Origin of the sequence: Nocardiopsis sp. NPDC007018 (assembly GCF_040635075.1) — a bacterium.
GTDB lineage: Bacteria > Actinomycetota > Actinomycetes > Streptosporangiales > Streptosporangiaceae > Nocardiopsis.
The window spans coordinates 13,229-29,858 of sequence record NZ_JBEYHA010000006.1 but is presented as its reverse complement, the minus strand read 5'-3'; the positions used below and the strand labels follow the sequence as shown (position 1 = coordinate 29,858).

At 72.8% G+C, this 16,630-nt stretch carries 12 protein-coding genes; 5 read left to right on the top strand and 7 right to left on the bottom strand.

Annotated features, from left to right (window positions below):
• The first annotated feature begins 215 nt into the window (after positions 1–215).
• Positions 216–1,400, top strand: coding sequence for a glycosyltransferase family 1 protein (locus ABZ635_RS04545; protein ID WP_357758833.1), 1,185 nt, complete (start codon positions 216–218; stop codon positions 1,398–1,400).
• Between the two features lie 148 nt (positions 1,401–1,548).
• On the opposite strand, the gene ABZ635_RS04540 is transcribed toward ABZ635_RS04545, so the two are convergent.
• Positions 1,549–2,874, bottom strand: coding sequence for a pyridoxal phosphate-dependent aminotransferase (locus ABZ635_RS04540; protein ID WP_357758831.1), 1,326 nt, complete (start codon positions 2,872–2,874; stop codon positions 1,549–1,551).
• Positions 2,875–3,021: 147 nt separating this feature from the next.
• Here ABZ635_RS04540 and ABZ635_RS04535 point away from each other — a divergent pair, with 147 nt between their 5' ends.
• Complete coding sequence (locus ABZ635_RS04535; RefSeq protein ID WP_357758829.1) at positions 3,022–3,972, top strand: LysR family transcriptional regulator; 951 nt, start codon at positions 3,022–3,024, stop codon at positions 3,970–3,972.
• A 97-nt stretch (positions 3,973–4,069) separates the two neighbouring features.
• Here ABZ635_RS04535 and ABZ635_RS04530 read toward each other — a convergent pair whose 3' ends face one another.
• From ABZ635_RS04530 to ABZ635_RS04520, 3 genes are all read right to left on the bottom strand, one after another.
• The gene (locus ABZ635_RS04530) at positions 4,070–4,399 is read right to left on the bottom strand and encodes a hypothetical protein (protein WP_357758827.1); all 330 of its coding nucleotides are present in this window, start codon (positions 4,397–4,399) and stop codon (positions 4,070–4,072) included.
• 110 nt (positions 4,400–4,509) lie between these two features.
• Complete coding sequence (locus ABZ635_RS04525; RefSeq protein WP_357758824.1) at positions 4,510–5,739, bottom strand: glycosyltransferase; 1,230 nt, start codon at positions 5,737–5,739, stop codon at positions 4,510–4,512.
• A 16-nt stretch (positions 5,740–5,755) separates the two neighbouring features.
• Positions 5,756–6,649 carry a DMT family transporter gene (locus ABZ635_RS04520; protein WP_357758821.1) on the bottom strand — a complete coding sequence of 298 codons (894 nt, stop codon included), beginning with the start codon at positions 6,647–6,649 and terminating at the stop codon, positions 5,756–5,758.
• A 438-nt stretch (positions 6,650–7,087) separates the two neighbouring features.
• On the opposite strand from ABZ635_RS04520, the gene ABZ635_RS04515 reads away from it, so the two are divergent.
• Positions 7,088–8,725 (top strand): beta-N-acetylhexosaminidase, encoded by a 1,638-nt coding sequence (locus ABZ635_RS04515; protein WP_357758819.1) that lies wholly within the window; start codon positions 7,088–7,090, stop codon positions 8,723–8,725.
• Positions 8,726–8,817: 92 nt separating this feature from the next.
• On the opposite strand, the gene ABZ635_RS04510 is transcribed toward ABZ635_RS04515, so the two are convergent.
• Together ABZ635_RS04510 and ABZ635_RS04505 are read right to left on the bottom strand one after the other, a co-directional pair.
• Positions 8,818–10,056 (bottom strand): alanine racemase, encoded by a 1,239-nt coding sequence (locus ABZ635_RS04510; RefSeq protein ID WP_357758816.1) that lies wholly within the window; start codon positions 10,054–10,056, stop codon positions 8,818–8,820.
• 148 nt (positions 10,057–10,204) lie between these two features.
• The gene (locus ABZ635_RS04505) at positions 10,205–11,185 is read right to left on the bottom strand and encodes a glycerophosphodiester phosphodiesterase family protein (RefSeq protein WP_357758813.1); all 981 of its coding nucleotides are present in this window, start codon (positions 11,183–11,185) and stop codon (positions 10,205–10,207) included.
• 315 nt (positions 11,186–11,500) lie between these two features.
• Here ABZ635_RS04505 and ABZ635_RS04500 point away from each other — a divergent pair, with 315 nt between their 5' ends.
• Together ABZ635_RS04500 and ABZ635_RS04495 are read left to right on the top strand one after the other, a co-directional pair.
• Positions 11,501–12,967 (top strand): hypothetical protein, encoded by a 1,467-nt coding sequence (locus tag ABZ635_RS04500; RefSeq protein ID WP_357758810.1) that lies wholly within the window; start codon positions 11,501–11,503, stop codon positions 12,965–12,967.
• Positions 12,968–13,231: 264 nt separating this feature from the next.
• Positions 13,232–15,040: a gamma-glutamyltransferase family protein gene (locus ABZ635_RS04495; RefSeq protein ID WP_357758807.1), complete on the top strand. Its 1,809-nt coding sequence runs from the start codon at positions 13,232–13,234 to the stop codon at positions 15,038–15,040.
• Positions 15,041–15,404: 364 nt separating this feature from the next.
• On the opposite strand, the gene ABZ635_RS04490 is transcribed toward ABZ635_RS04495, so the two are convergent.
• A complete protein-coding gene (locus ABZ635_RS04490; RefSeq protein ID WP_357758804.1) occupies positions 15,405–16,592 on the bottom strand; it encodes a C40 family peptidase in 1,188 nt (395 codons plus the stop codon).
• Positions 16,593–16,630 lie beyond the last annotated feature (38 nt).

Here is a 16,630-nt window from a genome sequence, read left to right as displayed (position 1 = left end):
CTTGGGGCGTTCGGTCGGTCACGTTCGGCGATCACGGCCGAGGCGGGGTCATCCGGCGGTCAGGCGACCGTCCGGACGGTGTCACCACCTGATCGGCCAACCCGGGGCGCGCCTTCGGGCGAGGTTCTCCCGCCCGGCGACCCGGGTTCACTCCCCGACCCTAGCGTCGGAGGCAGCCGCCACTCGGCGTGACACCTCGGCGTTGGGAGCCCCGCATGTCCCCCACACCCCCGCCCTCCGACCACCGGCCGCCCCTGCGCGTGGCCATCGTGACCGAGTCCTTCCTCCCCCAGGTCAACGGGGTCACCAACTCCGTGTGCCGGGTCAGCGAGCACCTCGCCGCCGAGGGCCACCGCGCGCTCGTGCTGGCCCCCGGGCCGGGGCCCTCCTCCTACGCGGGCTTCCCCGTGGTGCGGATGCCCGCCGTGCCGCTGCCGCTGTACCGCGACTTCTCCATGGGCCTGCCCGCCCACCGGACCATGACCGCCGCGATCCGCGCGTTCGCACCCGACGTGCTCCACCTGGCCTCCCCCGCGCTCTTCGGGGCGACGGCGGTGGACGTCGCCCGACGGTGGGCGCTGCCGACCGTGGCCGCGTTCCAGACCGACCTGCCCGGATTCGCGGGCCGCTACGGTCTGCCCGGCGGCGAGGCGCTGTGGGCGCACCTGCACCGCCTCCACTCCGCGGTGGACCGTACACTCGCCCCCTCCTCCGCCACTCTGAAGACGCTCTCCGACCGGGCGTTCCCCCGGCTCGGCCTGTGGCGGCGGGGTGTGGACGCCGAGCGCTTCTCGCCCGACCACCGCTCCGAGGAGCTGCGCCGGAGGCTGGCTCCGAACGGCGAGGCGATCGTGGGGTACGTGGGCCGCCTGTCCCGGGACAAGCGGGTCCACCTGCTCGCCCACCTGGCCCGGTTGCGGGGCTTGCGCCTGGTGGTGGTCGGGGACGGCCCGGAACGGGCCCGCCTGCGTCGGCTGCTGCCGGGCGCGGTCCTCACCGGGCAGCGCACCGGCGGGGACCTGTCCCGGCTGTACGCGTCGCTGGACGTGTTCGTGCACACGGGCGCCGACGAGACCTTCTGCCAGAGCGTGCAGGAGGCGCTGGCCTCGGGCGTTCCGGTGGTCGCCCCGGACGCGGGCGGCCCCGTGGACCTGGTGGCCGACGGACGCAACGGCTTCCTGTACGGCGCGGACTCGGTCCGTGAGCTGCGGGTGGCGGTGGGCCGCCTGGTCCACGACCGGCGGGTGCGGGCCCGACTCGCCGCGGGAGCGCGCCCCTCGGTGGAGCACCGCACGTGGAGGTCGGTCAACGAGGAACTGGTGGAACACTACCGGGCGGTGATCGCGCCCAGTCGCGAACTCGCCGCCCGCCGCGACCGGGTGGCGGCACGGAGCGCGTGAACGCTCCGGGCGCCGCCGCTGGAGGAGGGGCCGCGGCGGGGGCGAGCATGACGGGGCCCTCCCTGGGAGAGAGAGGGAGGGTCCCGTCCTTGGTGACCGCCTCACCCCGTAACAGCGAGGCGGGCACGACCTGGGTGCCGTCGCGCGGTCAGTGGACCGGCTGGGCGACCGGCTGGGGCGCCGGGATCACGGCGCTGGGCGACTCCGCGAGGAGCGATCCGAGGACCTCGGAGAGGCGGTCCAGGTGGCCCCTGACCCACGGAAGGGCCAGCGGGTCCTCGGCGGACAGCGCCGCGTACCGCTTGTCCTCGGTGTCCCCGTAGAGGAGGCTGGTCGCCACGCGCATCCGCAGCGCGGCGGGGCTCTCGCCGAACTCGACGGCCGGAAGCACCCCCATCCCGAAGCGGTCCAGGAGCAGCCCGGTCAGTTCCGGCCCGGTGTCCACCCCGTGCAGGGCCGAGAGCCGCTCCCGGACGGGTTCGAAGTCCGGGTAGAGGTAGAAGGCGGCCGTGGGGGGCGCCACGAGCGCCCCGGCCCCGGAGAAGACGTCGGCGACGGCGCGGGCGACGATCCCGTGCAGGCGGCGGCTGCGGTCCACGTGGTCGCGCAGCTCGGCGGGTTCGGCGAAGGCGTGCGCGGCCGCCTGCTGGACCGGCGCGGCCGGGCTGGACCAGATCTCGCTGGCCACCCCGAGGAGTCCGCCGCGCAGACGGTGGCCGATCTCGGAGTCGGGCAGGCGCAGGACGCCGATGCGCCATCCGCCCAGGGCCAGGTTCTTGCTGAGGCCGGTGGAGATGACCGTGCGCTCGGGGGCGTACTCGGCGGGGCTGTGGACGTCGGCCCGGTCGCGGCCGCCCTCGTCGACGTGGACGAGGTCGCGGTAGATCTCGTCGGAGATGATCACCAGGTCGAGTTCGCGGGCGACCTCGGCCAGGCGCCGGACGGTGTCGGCCTCGGCGACGGTGCCGGTCGGGTTGTCCGGGACGGTGACGATCACCGCGTTGACGGTGCGCCCCTGCTCCCGGGCGTCGGTGACCGCCGCGTGCAGCAGGTCCGGCTGGGGTACCCCGCCCTGGCCGGTGGCGGTCGGCACCATGACCGGGCGCTGGCCCACGAGACGGCTCTGCGCGGCGTAGCTGACCCAGCTGGGCGCGGCGATCGCGGTGTCCCCGCCGATCTCCAGGAGCAGGCTGTAGAGCAAGGGCTTGCTGCCCGGGCCCGCGATCACCAGGTCGGGGTCGGTGGGCAGGCCCCGGCGGCTCCAGTACCCGGCGGCCGCCTCGCGCAGGTCACTCGATCCGGCGACGGGCCCGTAGGAGTTGGCGGCGTTGCCCGCCGTGAGCTGGTCGCGCATGACCGGGTGCACCGGCAGACCGGCCTCACCGAACCCGAGCGGAAGCACGCGCACCCCCTGGCGGCGCTTGTCGTTGAGGGCTTCGTTCACGGCGAGAGTGGCGGACACAGTGACGGCCATGGATGACTCATCTCCGGCTTGTCGTTAGGCGCTGACCACCGGTTGAGCTGGACCGTGGTCCGGCTGGTGGCCTTTCACCACACAGCCTGCCCACTTCACGCCATCAGTACAAGCGAGTCTTTTCGATGCTGAGCATAAGATGTTCTTATGCTCGACCTACGACGCCTCCAGCTCCTGCGGGAGTTCAGTACGCGCGGGACCATCGCCGCGACCGCGCACGCCCTCGGGTACACGCCTTCGGCGGTGTCCCAACAGCTCGCCACCCTCGAACGGGAGACGGGGGTCGCGCTCCTGGACCGCTCTCCGCGCGGCGCCGAGCTCACCGACGCCGGTCAGCTGCTCGTGAACCAGGCCGAGGAGATCCTGGCCCTGGTGGAGGCCGCCGAGTCGGTGCTGGCCGAGCAGTCCAACATCGCGCTGGGCGTGGTGACGGTGACGGCCTTCCCCACGGCGGCGGTGGCCTTCGCCCCGCTGCTGGCCCCGCCGCTGCGCGCCTACGAGGGGATGCAGCTGGTGCTGCGCCAGACCCTGCTGGCCACCGGCACCCAGAAGGTGCGCTCCCGCGAGGTGGACATCGCCCTGGTCGACGACTGGACGGGACAGCACCCGGGGCGTGGCCCGGACAGCGGGCTGCGCCACGTCCACCTGCTGCGCGACCCGATGGTGCTGGCGGTACCGGAGGAGCACCGGCTGGCCGACCCCGGGGTCCCGCTGGTGCTGGAGCGGATGCTGGGCGAGTCGTGGATCGTGGCGCCGGAGGGTGAGCGGTCCCGGTACGGCACGGAGAGGCTGTTCGCCGAGGTGGGCGGATTGCCGGCGGCGGCGTGGGAGTTCGAGGGGCTGGGCACGATCCTCAGCCTGGTGTCGCGGGGCATCGGGATCGCGGCGGTGCCCGCGCTGGCCATGGTGGGCGCCCCGGCGGGGCTCGTGTACCGGAGGTTCCCCTCCCCGCCCGAGCGGCACGTGTACGCGGTCCTGCGTCCCGCCTCGCTGCGGCGACCGGCCGTGCAGGTGACCCTGTCGGCACTACGGGACGCCGCCCGCAGCGTGGAGCGGGAACTCCGACTGGACTCCCCTCCGGAGCCCGGGGCCGGGTGAGCGGAGGCGGGAACGAGCACACGGCCCGCCCCTCAGCCGGGGTCGGGCCGTGTTCGGTGTTCTCTGGTTCGTGTCCGGCGGGCTGGTCGGTCTCCGGTCACGGGTCGTCGCTCCGTCGGCGCGCCTTGTCGATCCTGCGGCGGAGCTTGCGACAGACGTGGCGAGCTCGGTCGCGGTCGTCGCGGGCGTTCCACCAGCGCGCGTAGGCTTCCAGTCTTCTCTTGCGCAGGGACTCCAGCTCGGCCTCCATCCGGTTCACCCGGTGCTCCAGGTCGATGCGCTCTCGCTCGAACGACGACATGTCGCGCTCGTGGAAACCCGCCTCGCGTTCGGCACTGACCAGCCGATCCGCGAGGCCCTCGGTGGCGTTTCCGCTCCGGGCGATCCGGCCGACGCCGGCCTGTCCGCTGATGCCTTCGAACCACACAGTTCTGGTCTTTCCCGAAGTGGTTCAAGATCACCGTTCGCTACGCAAAGAATACAGAAAGTACCCAAAGCGGACTTTTTTGGCGGGCACACCTGGACACGCGCCCTCACCTAGGCCACCATGGCCCGCTCCGCCTCCAGACGGCCCGAACCCTCGCCCTGGAGCCGTGTGTAGACCGCCTCGAACCGCTCCAACGACCGGTGGTGGTCGTGCTCCCGGGCGATCTCCCGGCTGGCCCGCCCCAGCTCCTCGCGCCGACGCTCCGAGCCGAGCACCGTCAGCAGCCGGTCGGCCAGGAGCAGGTGGTCACCCGGCGGGAAAAGGAACCCGTTCCGTCCCTCCTCCACCAGGTGCGGCAGGGCCATCGCGTCGGCCGCCACCACGGGCAGACCCGTGGACATCGCCTCCAGGGTGGCGATGCTCTGGAGCTCGGCCACGCTCGCGATGGCGAACACGTCCGCCGCCGCGTACACGAGCGGCAGCTCCTCGTCCGGCACGAAGCCCAGGAAGTACACGCGGTCGGCCACACCCAGGGCGGCGGCGAGCGCGCGCAGCTCGGTCTCGCGCTGCCCGGTTCCGGCCAGCACCAGCTGAGCGTCGCGCTCGGGCACCGTCAGCGCCAGAGCGCGGATCGTGTCGTCGATCCGCTTCTCCTCGTCCAGCCGCCCCACGAACACCACGGTCTCCCGGTCCGGCAGGCCGAACCTGGCCCTGGCCCCCGCACGGTCTCCGGCCCGGGGCTGGAACCGGTCGAGGTCGATCCCACAGGAGATCGCCTCGATGTCACGGGCGAACCCCCGGTCCCGCAGGAGTTCGGCCGCGCGCGGGGTCGGGGTGGTCACGTGATCGGCCTCCGCCGCCACCCGGACCATGTCACGCCAGGCCAGCGAGCCCGCCGCCCGCTGCATCGAACGCGGCACGCGGGCGTGCGCGTAGAGGTTGTCCGGCATGAAGTGGTTGGTGAGGACGACCGGGACCGCCGCGGCCCGGGCCCGGCGCAGGGTCGAACGGCTGAGGGTGAAGTGGCTCTGCACGTGGACGACGTCGGGGTCCAGCCGCCACAGGACCCGGGCGATGTGTCCGCCCATGCCCAGCGGTACCGCCGCGCGCATGGAGGGTTGGAAGGGGATCGGAGCCGAGCGCAGACGGTGCTCGGTGACGCTCCCGTTGACCGTCACCCGGGGTTCGCCACGCTCGGAGGGGCACACCACGTGCACCCGGTGCCCCCGGGCGGCCAGCCCCTCCGCCAGACGGTGGGTGAAGTAGCCCGCGCCGTTGACGTCGGGGGGGTAGGTGTCCGAGGCGATCAGGACGCGCAGTGGACGGTTCGGCTGTGCCATCTGGGAACTCCCTGTTTCAACGAGTGCGGCTACTGGGGGCGGCGGCGGAACCGGTGTCGTCGTCCGCCTCCGGGTTGCGGTGCCGGGACCTGGCCAGCGTGACCGTCCCCGCGAAGGCGAGGAGGGCGAACAGGACCGCCCCGACCTGTTCGAGCGGGGTGTTCGGGACCCCCTCGCCGAGCAGGAGCGCGCCGATGCCGACGCCGACCACCGGGTCGGCGATCAGGAGCGTGGCGTAGGCCGCGGCGAAGTGACCGGTCCGGTAGGCGTTCTGGAGCAGGAGGGCGCCGAAGACGGCGGTGACCGCGGCCATGACCGTCAGCCAGCTGAAGAGCTTGAGCGGGTCCCCCACGGCCCCGGAGGTGATCACCCGCGCCAGGCCCGAGGTGGTGCCGAGGGCCGCGCCGCCCGCCGCCGCGAGGAGCAGGGCGCGCACGCCGCTGGGCAGCCAGTGCGCCGTGACGTACACGACCCCCCCGGCGGCGATCATGCCACCGGACAGCCACAGGGCGGTCTGGGTCGACATGACCGGCGGATGGGAGCTGTGGGGGAAGGTCGTCAGGAGGCCGACCAGACCGACCATCACCGCGATCCCGGCCAGGATCTGCGAGACGCGGACCCGCTGCCGGTTGAACACGGCCGACAGCACGATCGCGAACAGCAGACCGGTGACGCCGATCGGCTGGATGATGGTGAGCGGCGCCCCGCTGAGGGCGAGCAGGTGGAGGGAGGCGCCCACGACCGCCGCGCCGGTGCCGAGGAGCCAGCGGGGCTGGCGCAGCAGGTGCAGGAGGAAGCCCGCGCGGGCCACCTTCTGTCCGGGGGCCCGGACGGCGTCGCGTTCCTGCAGGGCCGAGCCGAGCGCCAGGGAGAAGGCCCCCGCCACGGCCATGAGTACGTGCAGGGGCATCAGGCGCGCCACCCCGTCCAGGCCGGCGCCGTCTCCGGTGCTCCGCGCATCACCGCATCTCCCCGTCCCTCGGTACTCGCCCGTGACCGCCCGGAATCCGGGTACGGGCCAAACAGTACGGAGTGACGGCACGCTCCGGCGATAACGCCACCCCCCGTCTTCGTCGTAGTGTCGTCCCCACCCCGGAGGACGGGCACGCACCCGCCCCGGGACTTCCGGCCCCGCTGACGGTTTCGGCACCGAGCGAAGGCGCTCCTCCTTCCCTACGTCTCCCGCAAAAGCCACGCGGCTAAGAGTCCCCGCCGGTCAAGAGTGGGTATTGGGTGGACCTGAATAGCGGAACCCACCTGGACCGATTGCCGGTCAGCCCTGTGCCCGCACAGCAGGACGTGACACTATGTCCGGGTATTGGTCTAGACCGGACAGGAGCAGTACCCCGTGCCTGAGAACCCCCACCCCGACCCCGTCTCCCTGCTGCCCCGGCCCCGGGAGCTGACCACCGACGGCTCCGGCGGACTCGTCCTGACCGCCGCCACCCGGATCTCCGCCGACCAGGAGGCCCAGGGAACGCTCGCCTGGCTCCAGCGCGAGCTGGGCGCCGCCACCGGCCTCCCCCTGGCCACCGGCGACGAGGAGGGCGCCCAGATCCGGCTCAGCGTCGACCCCGGCGCGGGGCTCGGGCGCGAGGGCTACCGCCTGATCATCGACGCCGAGGGCGCAATCGTGGTGGGCAACGAGCCCGCCGGGGTCTTCTACGGGGCGCAGAGCCTGCGTCAGCTGCTGCCCGCCGACGCGTACCGCACCACCCCCCTGGGCGGCGCCGAATGGCGCCTGCCCGCCGTCAGCGTCACCGACGCCCCGCGCTTCCAGTGGCGGGGCGCGATGCTCGACATCGCCCGCCACTTCCAGCCCAAGCGCGAGATCCTGCGCTTCGTCGACCTGCTGGCCATGCACAAGCTCAACGTGCTGCACCTGCACCTGACCGACGACCAGGGCTGGCGGATCGAGATCCGCCGCTACCCGAAGCTGACCGAGGCCGCCTCCTGGCGCACCGAGAGCCAGCTGGGTGCCACCAAGCCCGCGACGTTCGACAACCGTCCGCACGGCGGGTTCCTCACCCAGGACGACATCCGCGAGATCGTCGCCTACGCGGACGCCCGGCACGTGGCCGTGGTCCCGGAGATCGACGTGCCCGGCCACTCGCAGGCCGCCATCCACGCCTACCCCGAACTCGGCGAGGTCGGCGAGATCCCCGTGGGCACCCAGTGGGGGATCTTCGAGGAGATCCTCGCGGTCACCGACAACGTCCTGGAGTTCTACAAGAACGTCTTCGACGAGCTCATCGAACTGTTCCCCAGCACCTACGTCCATGTGGGCGGGGACGAGGTTCCCAAGACGCAGTGGAAGAACAGCGCGTCGGCACAGAAGCGGATCAAGGACGAGGGGCTCGCCGACGAGGACGAGCTCCAGAGCTGGTTCATCCGTCAGCTCGACGACCACCTGACCCTGCGCGGCCGCCGCCTGCTCGGTTGGGACGAGATCCTGGAGGGGGGTCTGGCCCCCGGCGCGACGGTGATGTCGTGGCGCGGCGAGCAGGGCGGGATCGCGGCCGCCCGTGCGGGCCACGACGTGATCATGGCCCCCACCGCCACCTCCTACCTGGACTACAAGCAGTCCGAGCGGCCCGACGAGCCCGTCCCCGTCGGCACGCTGCTGCGGCTGGAGGACGTGTACGCGGGCGACCCGGTCCCCGCCGACCTCACCGAGGACGAGGCCCGGCACGTCCTCGGCGGCCAGGTCAACCTGTGGAGCGAGCACATCGACAACGCGCGCCGCCTCGACTACATGGTCTTCCCGCGCCTGACCGCGTTCGCGGAGAAGGTCTGGACCGAGGGCGAGCGTGACTTCGCCGAGTTCGAGCCGCGGCTGCGCCACCATCTGACCAGGCTCGACGCGGCGGGCGTGGAGTACCGGCCGCTCGACGGCCCGCACCCCTGGCAGACCCGCCCGGGGGTCTACGGCTGGGGCTACCAGCCCGGTCAGGAGGCCCCGGAGCAGGGACACACCGGGGTGTAGCCCCGACGTCGCGGCCGGCTCGGGGAGTCGGCCGCGACGGCCCGCACACCGCGCCCCCGCCTCCGTGAGGCGGGGGTACACCAGGGCACGGGTCAGAAGTAGGTGGCGATCGCGTCGACCACGCGGTACCCGTCGTCGACGACCGGGACGGCCCTCCAGCGGTCGAAGGCCGTGCACGGGTGCGAGATCCCGAAGGAGACCAGGTCACCCGGGCGCACCCCGAGCTCCTCGGGCACGTCCAGGTAGGCGTGGTGGTCGTTGAGGTCCGTGACCGCGACCCCCTCGGCCCGGACCAGGCCACCGTCGCTCCGGCGCAGGACGCGCGCCACCGGGAAACCCTGGTCGGAGTTGGCCTCACGGCGGCCCATCCCGGCGATCGCCCGGCCCGGTTCCGGGGTGGAGGTGACCTGCGCCCACAGTTCGAGCGCCCCGGACAGCGCGTCGCCGCCCTCGGGCAGCCGGTTGTAGGGCGTGGTCCGCCGGTACAGGCCGTCGTCGTGGGCGACGTAGGCCCCGCTGCGCAGGATCGGCGTGACGTCGGCCCGGCCGCCGACCTCCTCCGCGACGACGTCGAACCACGCGCTTCCACCCACCGACAGCACCGGTCGCTCCAGCTCGTGCGCGTCGGCCAGCGCGGCCGCGTCACCGAGGAGGTCCCGCACGAAGCCCCGGACCCCCGCCGCGTCACGGAGCGGCCCTTCGTAACCGGCCACCCCGGCCAGTTCCAGGCCGGCGGCCCGCACGACCTCGCGGGCCACGCCGAGCACCGCCTCCCTCGTACGGCACCCCGTACGGCCGCCCGGGACACCTCGCTCGACCAGGACCCTCAGGGGACGTCCCCCGTCGCGGGCCACCGCCTGGGAGGCCAGGGCGACGCCCTCGGGGGAGTCCACGTAGAACAGGAACACGAAGTCGGGGTCGGCGTCCTGCTCGGCCGCCGCCCAGCGCAGCACCTTGGGGTCCAGGAGTTCGTTGGCCAGCAGGACCCGGTCCACCCCGAAGCGGCGGAAGTCGAGGACCTGGTTGGCGGTGGCGGCGGTGATGCCCCAGGCCCCCGCGTCGAGTTGGCGCTGGGTGAGCACGGGGGACATCGCCGTCTTGCCGTGGGGAGCGAACAGCAGCCCGTGGCCGCGCGTGAACTCGGACAGGGCGGCGATGTTGCGGTCCAGGGCGGAGGCGCCGAGCACCATGAGCGGCCAGGTGAACGGGCCGTCGAACAGGTGGTCGCCACGTGCGGCGAACTCGGCCAGGGTGACGGGTTCGCCCGGCCACCACAGGCCCTTGGTGCGCCAGTCGACGTGTTCCTGGGGGACGCTCAGCCGGTCGCTCACATGGCCTCCGCTGCCGGATCGTGTGGGTACGCGACCGATCCTCCCACCACGGGCACCGGATGACACCCCTCCCCGGCGCCGGGTCCAGGGCCCCGGAGACGGCGCGGGGACCGCCCGGCGCTCCGGACGGTCCCCGCGGGCGCACCGGCTAGCCGGGGTTCGGGGCCATGACGCGTTCGTCGGCGTACCCCCTGGTCACGCCCGGGTTCGCTTCGAGGTACTCCGCGATGGCCCGCTGTCCTCGGTCCGGGAAGTCCGTGATGAAACCGTCCACGCCCATGTCCAGGACCCGCCCCATGTCCGCGGGGTCGTTGATCGTGTAGGGCATGATCTCCAACCCCGCGTCGTGCACGCGACCGACGTAGTCGGCGTCGATGGTGGTGTGGTTCGGGTTGATCATGTGCGCCCAGTCGAACTCGCCGATCCGCTCCTCCGGCACCCGGCCGAGCAGTGCGTGCGGGAGCGTCGGCAGCAGGCCCTTGGAACGCTCGGTGGACTCCCAGTCGAAGCTCTGCACGACGATCCGGTGCGGCTGGTCGGGCGCGTTGGGCACCAGCCAGTGCGGGTTCCTCGCGAGTTCTTCGGCGATCTGGTTCTCGATGCCCGGGTACAGGGCGGGCTCCTTGACCTCCAGGAGCAGGTTCATGCCGTGCGCCTCCAGACGGTCCAGCGCCTCCCCGAGGAGCGGTACCCGCTCTCCCGCGAACGCGTCGTCGAAGGACGACCCCGCGTCCAGGCGCCGGATCTCCGCCAGCGTGAAGTCCCCGACGTCGTAGGGCGCGCGGCCGGGGAAGACCTCGGCGACGTCGGTGGTGCGGCCGAGCGTGGTGTCGTGCATGAGGACGAGCCGGTCGTCGGAGGTGAGCTGGACGTCCACCTCGACGGCCTCCGCGCCCAGCCGGTGGGCCTCGTCGATGGCCGCCAGGGTGTTCTCGGGCGCGTGGCCGGAGGCCCCCCGGTGGGCGACCGCGATCAGCGGGCGGGTCGGTGACGGCTGCTGGGGCGGACGGAATCCGGCACCGGGTCCGACCCGCTGCGCGGTCGCGGCCCCTGCGGCCGCGACCGCCTGGGCGTTCTCGGTCGCGGGGTTCGGGACGGCGAGCCCCGGGCTCGATCCCATGGCCAACATGAGTGATACGGCTCCGACTACGAATCCGATGCGCTGGTGCACCGGGCCTCCCAAGTACGCGTGGACTGGCCGACTGCCACCTCAGGGTGAGTGCGCATGGTGACCGGACGGTGACCACGCGCGGAGCATCCGGTGATGCGGCGCCCATCTTCTGGTGCGAGCGCGTCCCTTGGGCAACAAGGGATACCCGGCGAAACATCTCACCCTATGTAGGCAATTGATCGCTTCATGTCTGATTTTTGACGGCACGCCCCCTCGATAATCACCCAGAGTCCTGAAAACATCACGACTAGTAGTCGATGGGAAGGAACTCTCATGCGCAAGCACCACACGAGGTGGGTCGCGCTCTTCGGCGCCGCCGCGATCTCCACGACGGGGCTCGTCTGCCTCGCGGGACCGGCCACGGCGGACGACCGGGACACGAAGGCGCTCAGCTGGCCCGTGGTACGGCAGGGGGTGTCCACCTACAGCGTCGACGGGTTCGAGATCACCTACCTGCCCGCCGGTCTGGAGCGGTACGGCATCAACGCCACCTCCACGACCGACCGCAGGGGTAACAGCCAGTCCCAGCTGTCGTGGGTGCAGGGCCCCGACCAGCTGTACGGCCGGGTCGCCGTACTGCGTTCGGAGCGTCTCCAGGACCTGGACGACGTGCGTGAGAGCCGTTACAGCCACCTCTCGGAGAGCTCCCTGGAGGAGGTGGAGCCCAACGAGGCCTTCGAGCACGGCGCCTACCTCTCCGAGGAGACGGGGGACCTGTTCTGGGTGGAGCGTCCGGGCGTGGCGATCGCGACCCACCTCCAGCCGGACCGCTGGGACGGCGCCGACCTCGTGAAGCTGGCCGAGTCCGTCACCGAGGAGGACGCCTCGGCGGAGGACGGGGAGCCGGTGACCGAGGACGCCAGCGCGATCACCTCCGAGGAGGCAGCGGCCCCGGTCGAGGAAGCCCCCGTGGAGGAGGCTCCCGCCGAGGAGGCCCCGGACGCAGAGGCCCCGGTCGAGGAAGCGCCGACCGAGGAAGCCCCCGCCGAGGAGGCCCCGGACACAGAGGCTCCGGTGGAAGAAGCGCCGGTGGAAGAGGCTCCGGTGGAGGAGGCTCCCGCCGAGGAAACTCCCGCCGAGGAGGCACCGGTCGAGGAGGCACCGGTCGAGGAAGCTCCCGCCGAGGAGGCCCCGGACGCCGAGGCTCCCGCCGAGGAGGCACCGGTCGAGGAGGCCCCGGTCGACGAGGAGGTGGTCGACGGGGCCGAGGTCGGCGAGATCACCCCCGTCGAGGAGGTCGTCGAGGAAGAGGCGGCCGAGCAGACCGAACCCGCCGCGAACGTCTCCTCCCGTGAGGTCAAGACCTGCCTCACCGAGCACTTCGTGGACTTCGGGTCCGGCTCGTCCGAGCTCGACACCACGCAGATGACCAGCACCAGCGGCGCCTTCGTGGAGCGCGCCCTGGCCACGACCGACCTCGGCGACGCCGAGCGCGACCGCCTGCTGGCCACGGTCTGGTACTACGGTGACGAGAGCGCCAAGGTGAACGCCACCAACGACTGCGCGCGTCAGCTCGGCCTGGAGCGCGCCGAGGTGGAGGACGCCCTGGCCGAGGTCTCCGGCATCATCGGCGAGCTCGTCCAGGAGGCCAACGAGAGCATGGCCAACTCGATGGACGAGGTCAGCAAGGCGAGCGGCGGGGCCGCCGGGGCCGGTTCGGTGACGGAGCCGGTGGGCGCGGACGAATGGGCCGATCTGTGGGACTCCCTGCCGTGGTCCATCCCGGTGGAGAACCCCTGAACCACACCCGTCGAACCGCGTTGACCGAAGCCCGGTCGTGACTCCCAGGGAGCCGCGGCCGGGCTTCGGTCATGCCCGGCCCGGGGTACGCCACACCGGCGCCGCCGCGAACGGCGACCAAGGTCCCGAACCACCCGATCACCCGACATCCGGGCCACCCCATGCGATACCGTCGCCCTCGTCCGGCCGGTTCCCACCGAGCACCGGTCGACGCCCCCAGACCGGCGGCGACCCCGCCCTCCCCCGTCCGCAGGAGGACAGCCCATGTCCGGATTCACCACCCGACCCCAGCTCCGAGGCGACTTCGGCATGGTCGCCTCCACCCACTGGCTGGCCAGCGCCACCGGCATGTCGGTCCTCGAACGCGGGGGCAACGCCTTCGACGCGGCCGTCGCGGCGGGCTTCACCCTCCAGGTCGTCGAACCGCACCTGAACGGACCCGGCGGTGAGGTGCCGGTCGTGTTCCAGGCCGCGGGCGGCTCACCGCGCGTGCTGTGCGGGCAGGGAGTGTCCCCGGCCGCCGCCACCGTCGGGGCCTTCGAGGAGCGGGGGCTGGACCGCGTCCCCGGCAGCGGTGTCCTGGCCGCCACCGTCCCCGGCGCCTTCGACGCGTGGATGCGGCTCCTGCTCGACCACGGCACGATGTCGGTCCGGGAGGTCCTCGACCACGCCATCGGCCTGGCCGAACGCGGCTACCCGGTGCTGGAGCGGATCTCCGCCGCCCTGGAGACCCTCACCCCGGTGTTCTCCCGACACTGGGCGGGCTCGGCGCGGGTCTACCTGCCGCACGGCTCCGCTCCCGCCGCCGGGACCCGTCTGCGCAACCCGGCGCTGGCCGCCACCTACCGGCGTGTGGTCGCCGAGGCCGAGGCCGCGGGCGTCGACCGGGAGGCCCAGATCGAGGCGGCCCGCCGCAGCTGGTCCCAGGGTTTCGTCGCCGAGGCGGTCGGCGCCTTCCTCGCCGGTCCGGTCGCCAACGGTCGCGGCGAACCCGAACAGGCCCTGCTGACCGCGCAGGACATGGCCGACTGGAGCGCCTCCTACGAGGACACCGTCAGTGTCTCCTACGGGTCGCACACCGTGCACAAGACCGGCCCCTGGGGCCAGGGGCCGGTGATGCTCCAGCAACTGCGGATGGCGGAGGCGGTCGGGGTCGGCGCCGACGCGCGCGCGGGCGTGAGCGCGGACTTCGTGCACTGGAGCACCGAGATCGCCAAGCTCGCCTTCGCCGACCGCGAGGGCTGGTACGGCGACCCGGACTTCACCGAGGTCCCCCTCAAGGAGCTGCTGTCCGCCGACTACGCGGCCGAGCGGGTGCGGGGGATCGACGGCGGTCGGGCCTGCCTGGAGCCCTTCCCGGGCGCCCCGGGCGGCCGCGTCCCCTTCGAGGCGCCCGTGTACCTGCCCGGAGCGACCCCGGGCGACCGCACCACCGGTGAGCCCACCGTCCGCGACGCCTCCGGCCGGACCCCCGCCGACCTGCGCGGTGACACCTGCCACGTGGATGTGGTGGACGCACGCGGCAACATGGTCTCCGCGACCCCCAGCGGGGGCTGGTTCAGTAGTTCGCCGCTCATCCCGGAGCTCGGGTTCCCCCTGGGCACCCGGGCGCAGATGTTCTGGCTCGACCCCGCCTCGCCCAACGCGCTCTCCCCGGGTCGCCGCCCCCGCACCACCCTCTCCCCCACCCTGGTCACCCGCGAGGACGGCGAGGCGGTCCTGGCCATCGGCACCCCCGGCGGCGACCAGCAGGACCAGTGGACCACCACGGCTCTGGTGCGGGTCCTCAACGGGGTGGACGACCTCCAGAGGGCCCTGGACACCCCGATGTTCCACACCAACGCCTTCCCCAGCTCCTTCCACCCCCGGGAGACCGTCCCCGGCGACCTGGTCGTGGAGCCGGGCGTGGGCGCGGAGGTCGTCGAGGAGCTGCGGGGGCGGGGGCACCGGGTGAAGGTGGCCCCGGAGTGGTCCCTGGGTCGGCTGGCTGCGGTCGCCCGCGACCCCGAGAGCGGTGAGCTGCGCGCGGCCGCCGACCCCCGGGGGGCCCAGGGGTACGCCGCAGGCCGCTGACCGGTGGCAGACGAAAGCGCACGGAAGCCCCCTTCCGCTGGACAGGAGGGGCTTTGTCGCGGGGTGGGGGTACTTGCATGGCTTGACCGGACCTCTTGCCAAATCGGTCGGTCACTGCTTATGTAGTCCTGTGCGGCGGGGCGCCGGGCCGCTGGCCCGCGAGCCTCCGCCACAACTCCATACCACCCCAAGGGCCGACCACCGCTGTCTCCCCCTCCCTCAGCGGCGGCCCTGTCCCCCCTCCTGACCGAGGCCTGCCTTCCCCTCCCGGCGGTTTTTCGGACATGGAGAAGGAAGGGCCGTGGTGCCACCGCCCCGGTGGCGCCACGGCCCTTCCCCGTTTCCGGTTCCGGTCCCGGGCGACTCAGGTGCTCACGCGCACCGCGCCCGCGTAGTTGGCGGTCCGCACGGGGGTGACCCGCACGTCGAGTCCGCTGCGCGGGGCCTCCAGCATCGTGCCGTCGCCGAGGTACATCGCCACGTGCGAGATGTAGTCGGGCGCGGTCGGGTCCGAACGCCAGAACAGCAGGTCGCCGCGTTGGAGGTCGTCCCACTCCACGCGTTCGCCCGCGTTCCACTGGTCGTGGGTGACGCGAGGGATGGACACCCCCGCCTCACGGAACGCCCACTGGAGCAGGCCGGAGCAGTCGAAGCCGACGTCGGGGGTGGTACCGCCCCAGACATAGGGCACGCCCAACTGCGTCTCGGCGTTGGCGATGACCTGTTCGATCACCGAGGAGGGCACCGCGTCGCCGTCGACCCGGGGTTCGGGCGCGTCGGCGACCAGCTGGAGGGAGGCGTCCTCGCCGAGGGCCTCCTCCAGCTCCCCGTGAAGCTCCCACAGGTCGGCGTCGGGAGCGGAGACGACCAGGGCGTTGCCCTCGGGCATGCCCAGGTCCCGGGCGACCTCGCGGGAGACGAGCGCGTCGATCCCGGCGATGCCCGAGGTGGCGTGGGTCCACACCTCCCGGGGGATCTCGCCGTTGCCACCCGCGAGGGTGATGCGGCCACCCACCTCCAGTTCGCGTTCGGTGCCCGCGTCCTTGGAGAGCGCCACGTGCCCTTCCGCCACCCCCTGCCAGACGTCGTCGGACTCGGCGGAGGGCCGGGGGGCGTGGTTGCGGAAGCTGGAGGGGTTGACGCCGAGCACGGCCGTGGGCTGCCCCTCGACCTCCACGCGCGCCGCGTCGACGGTGAGCACGTGCTCCACACCGTCGATGTCGCGGACCGCGTCGACGACCTCGCGGGGCAGCCGTTCCGGGGCCACGGCGAAGTACTCGACGGAGCGCGCTTCGAGGAAGGGGGCGACGTAGGTGTCCCGTTGGAGCTCACCGACGTCGGCGACGTCGGGGCTGACGGGGGTTTCGGTCGGAGGGGAGGGTGCTCGGGGAACGGTGCCGCTGGGGGGCGCGGTCTCGGGCGAGACCTGCTCGGCGAGGGGCGGCCGGTCCTCGGCGACGGGTTCGGCCATCGCGGGGTTGGCCCCGAAGGCCGTGAAGGCGACCGCGAAGGCGGCCGTGGTTCCCGCACATGTTCTGAGACGGTTCCGCACGGGGTTCCATCATCCTTTCTGAGGCCGCGGCAGGCGGG

What these genes read in the sequence shown, in the direction of transcription:
- ABZ635_RS04545 (WP_357758833.1), top strand. Translation starts at nt 216, where the DNA reads ATGTCCCCCACACCCCCGCCCTCCGACCACCGGCCGCCCCTGCGCGTG.
- ABZ635_RS04540 (WP_357758831.1), bottom strand. Translation starts at nt 2,874, where the DNA reads ATGGCCGTCACTGTGTCCGCCACTCTCGCCGTGAACGAAGCCCTCAAC.
- ABZ635_RS04535 (WP_357758829.1), top strand. Translation starts at nt 3,022, where the DNA reads ATGCTCGACCTACGACGCCTCCAGCTCCTGCGGGAGTTCAGTACGCGC.
- ABZ635_RS04525 (WP_357758824.1), bottom strand. Translation starts at nt 5,739, where the DNA reads ATGGCACAGCCGAACCGTCCACTGCGCGTCCTGATCGCCTCGGACACC.
- ABZ635_RS04520 (WP_357758821.1), bottom strand. Translation starts at nt 6,649, where the DNA reads ATGCCCCTGCACGTACTCATGGCCGTGGCGGGGGCCTTCTCCCTGGCG.
- ABZ635_RS04505 (WP_357758813.1), bottom strand. Translation starts at nt 11,185, where the DNA reads ATGTTGGCCATGGGATCGAGCCCGGGGCTCGCCGTCCCGAACCCCGCG.
- ABZ635_RS04500 (WP_357758810.1), top strand. Translation starts at nt 11,501, where the DNA reads ATGCGCAAGCACCACACGAGGTGGGTCGCGCTCTTCGGCGCCGCCGCG.
- ABZ635_RS04495 (WP_357758807.1), top strand. Translation starts at nt 13,232, where the DNA reads ATGTCCGGATTCACCACCCGACCCCAGCTCCGAGGCGACTTCGGCATG.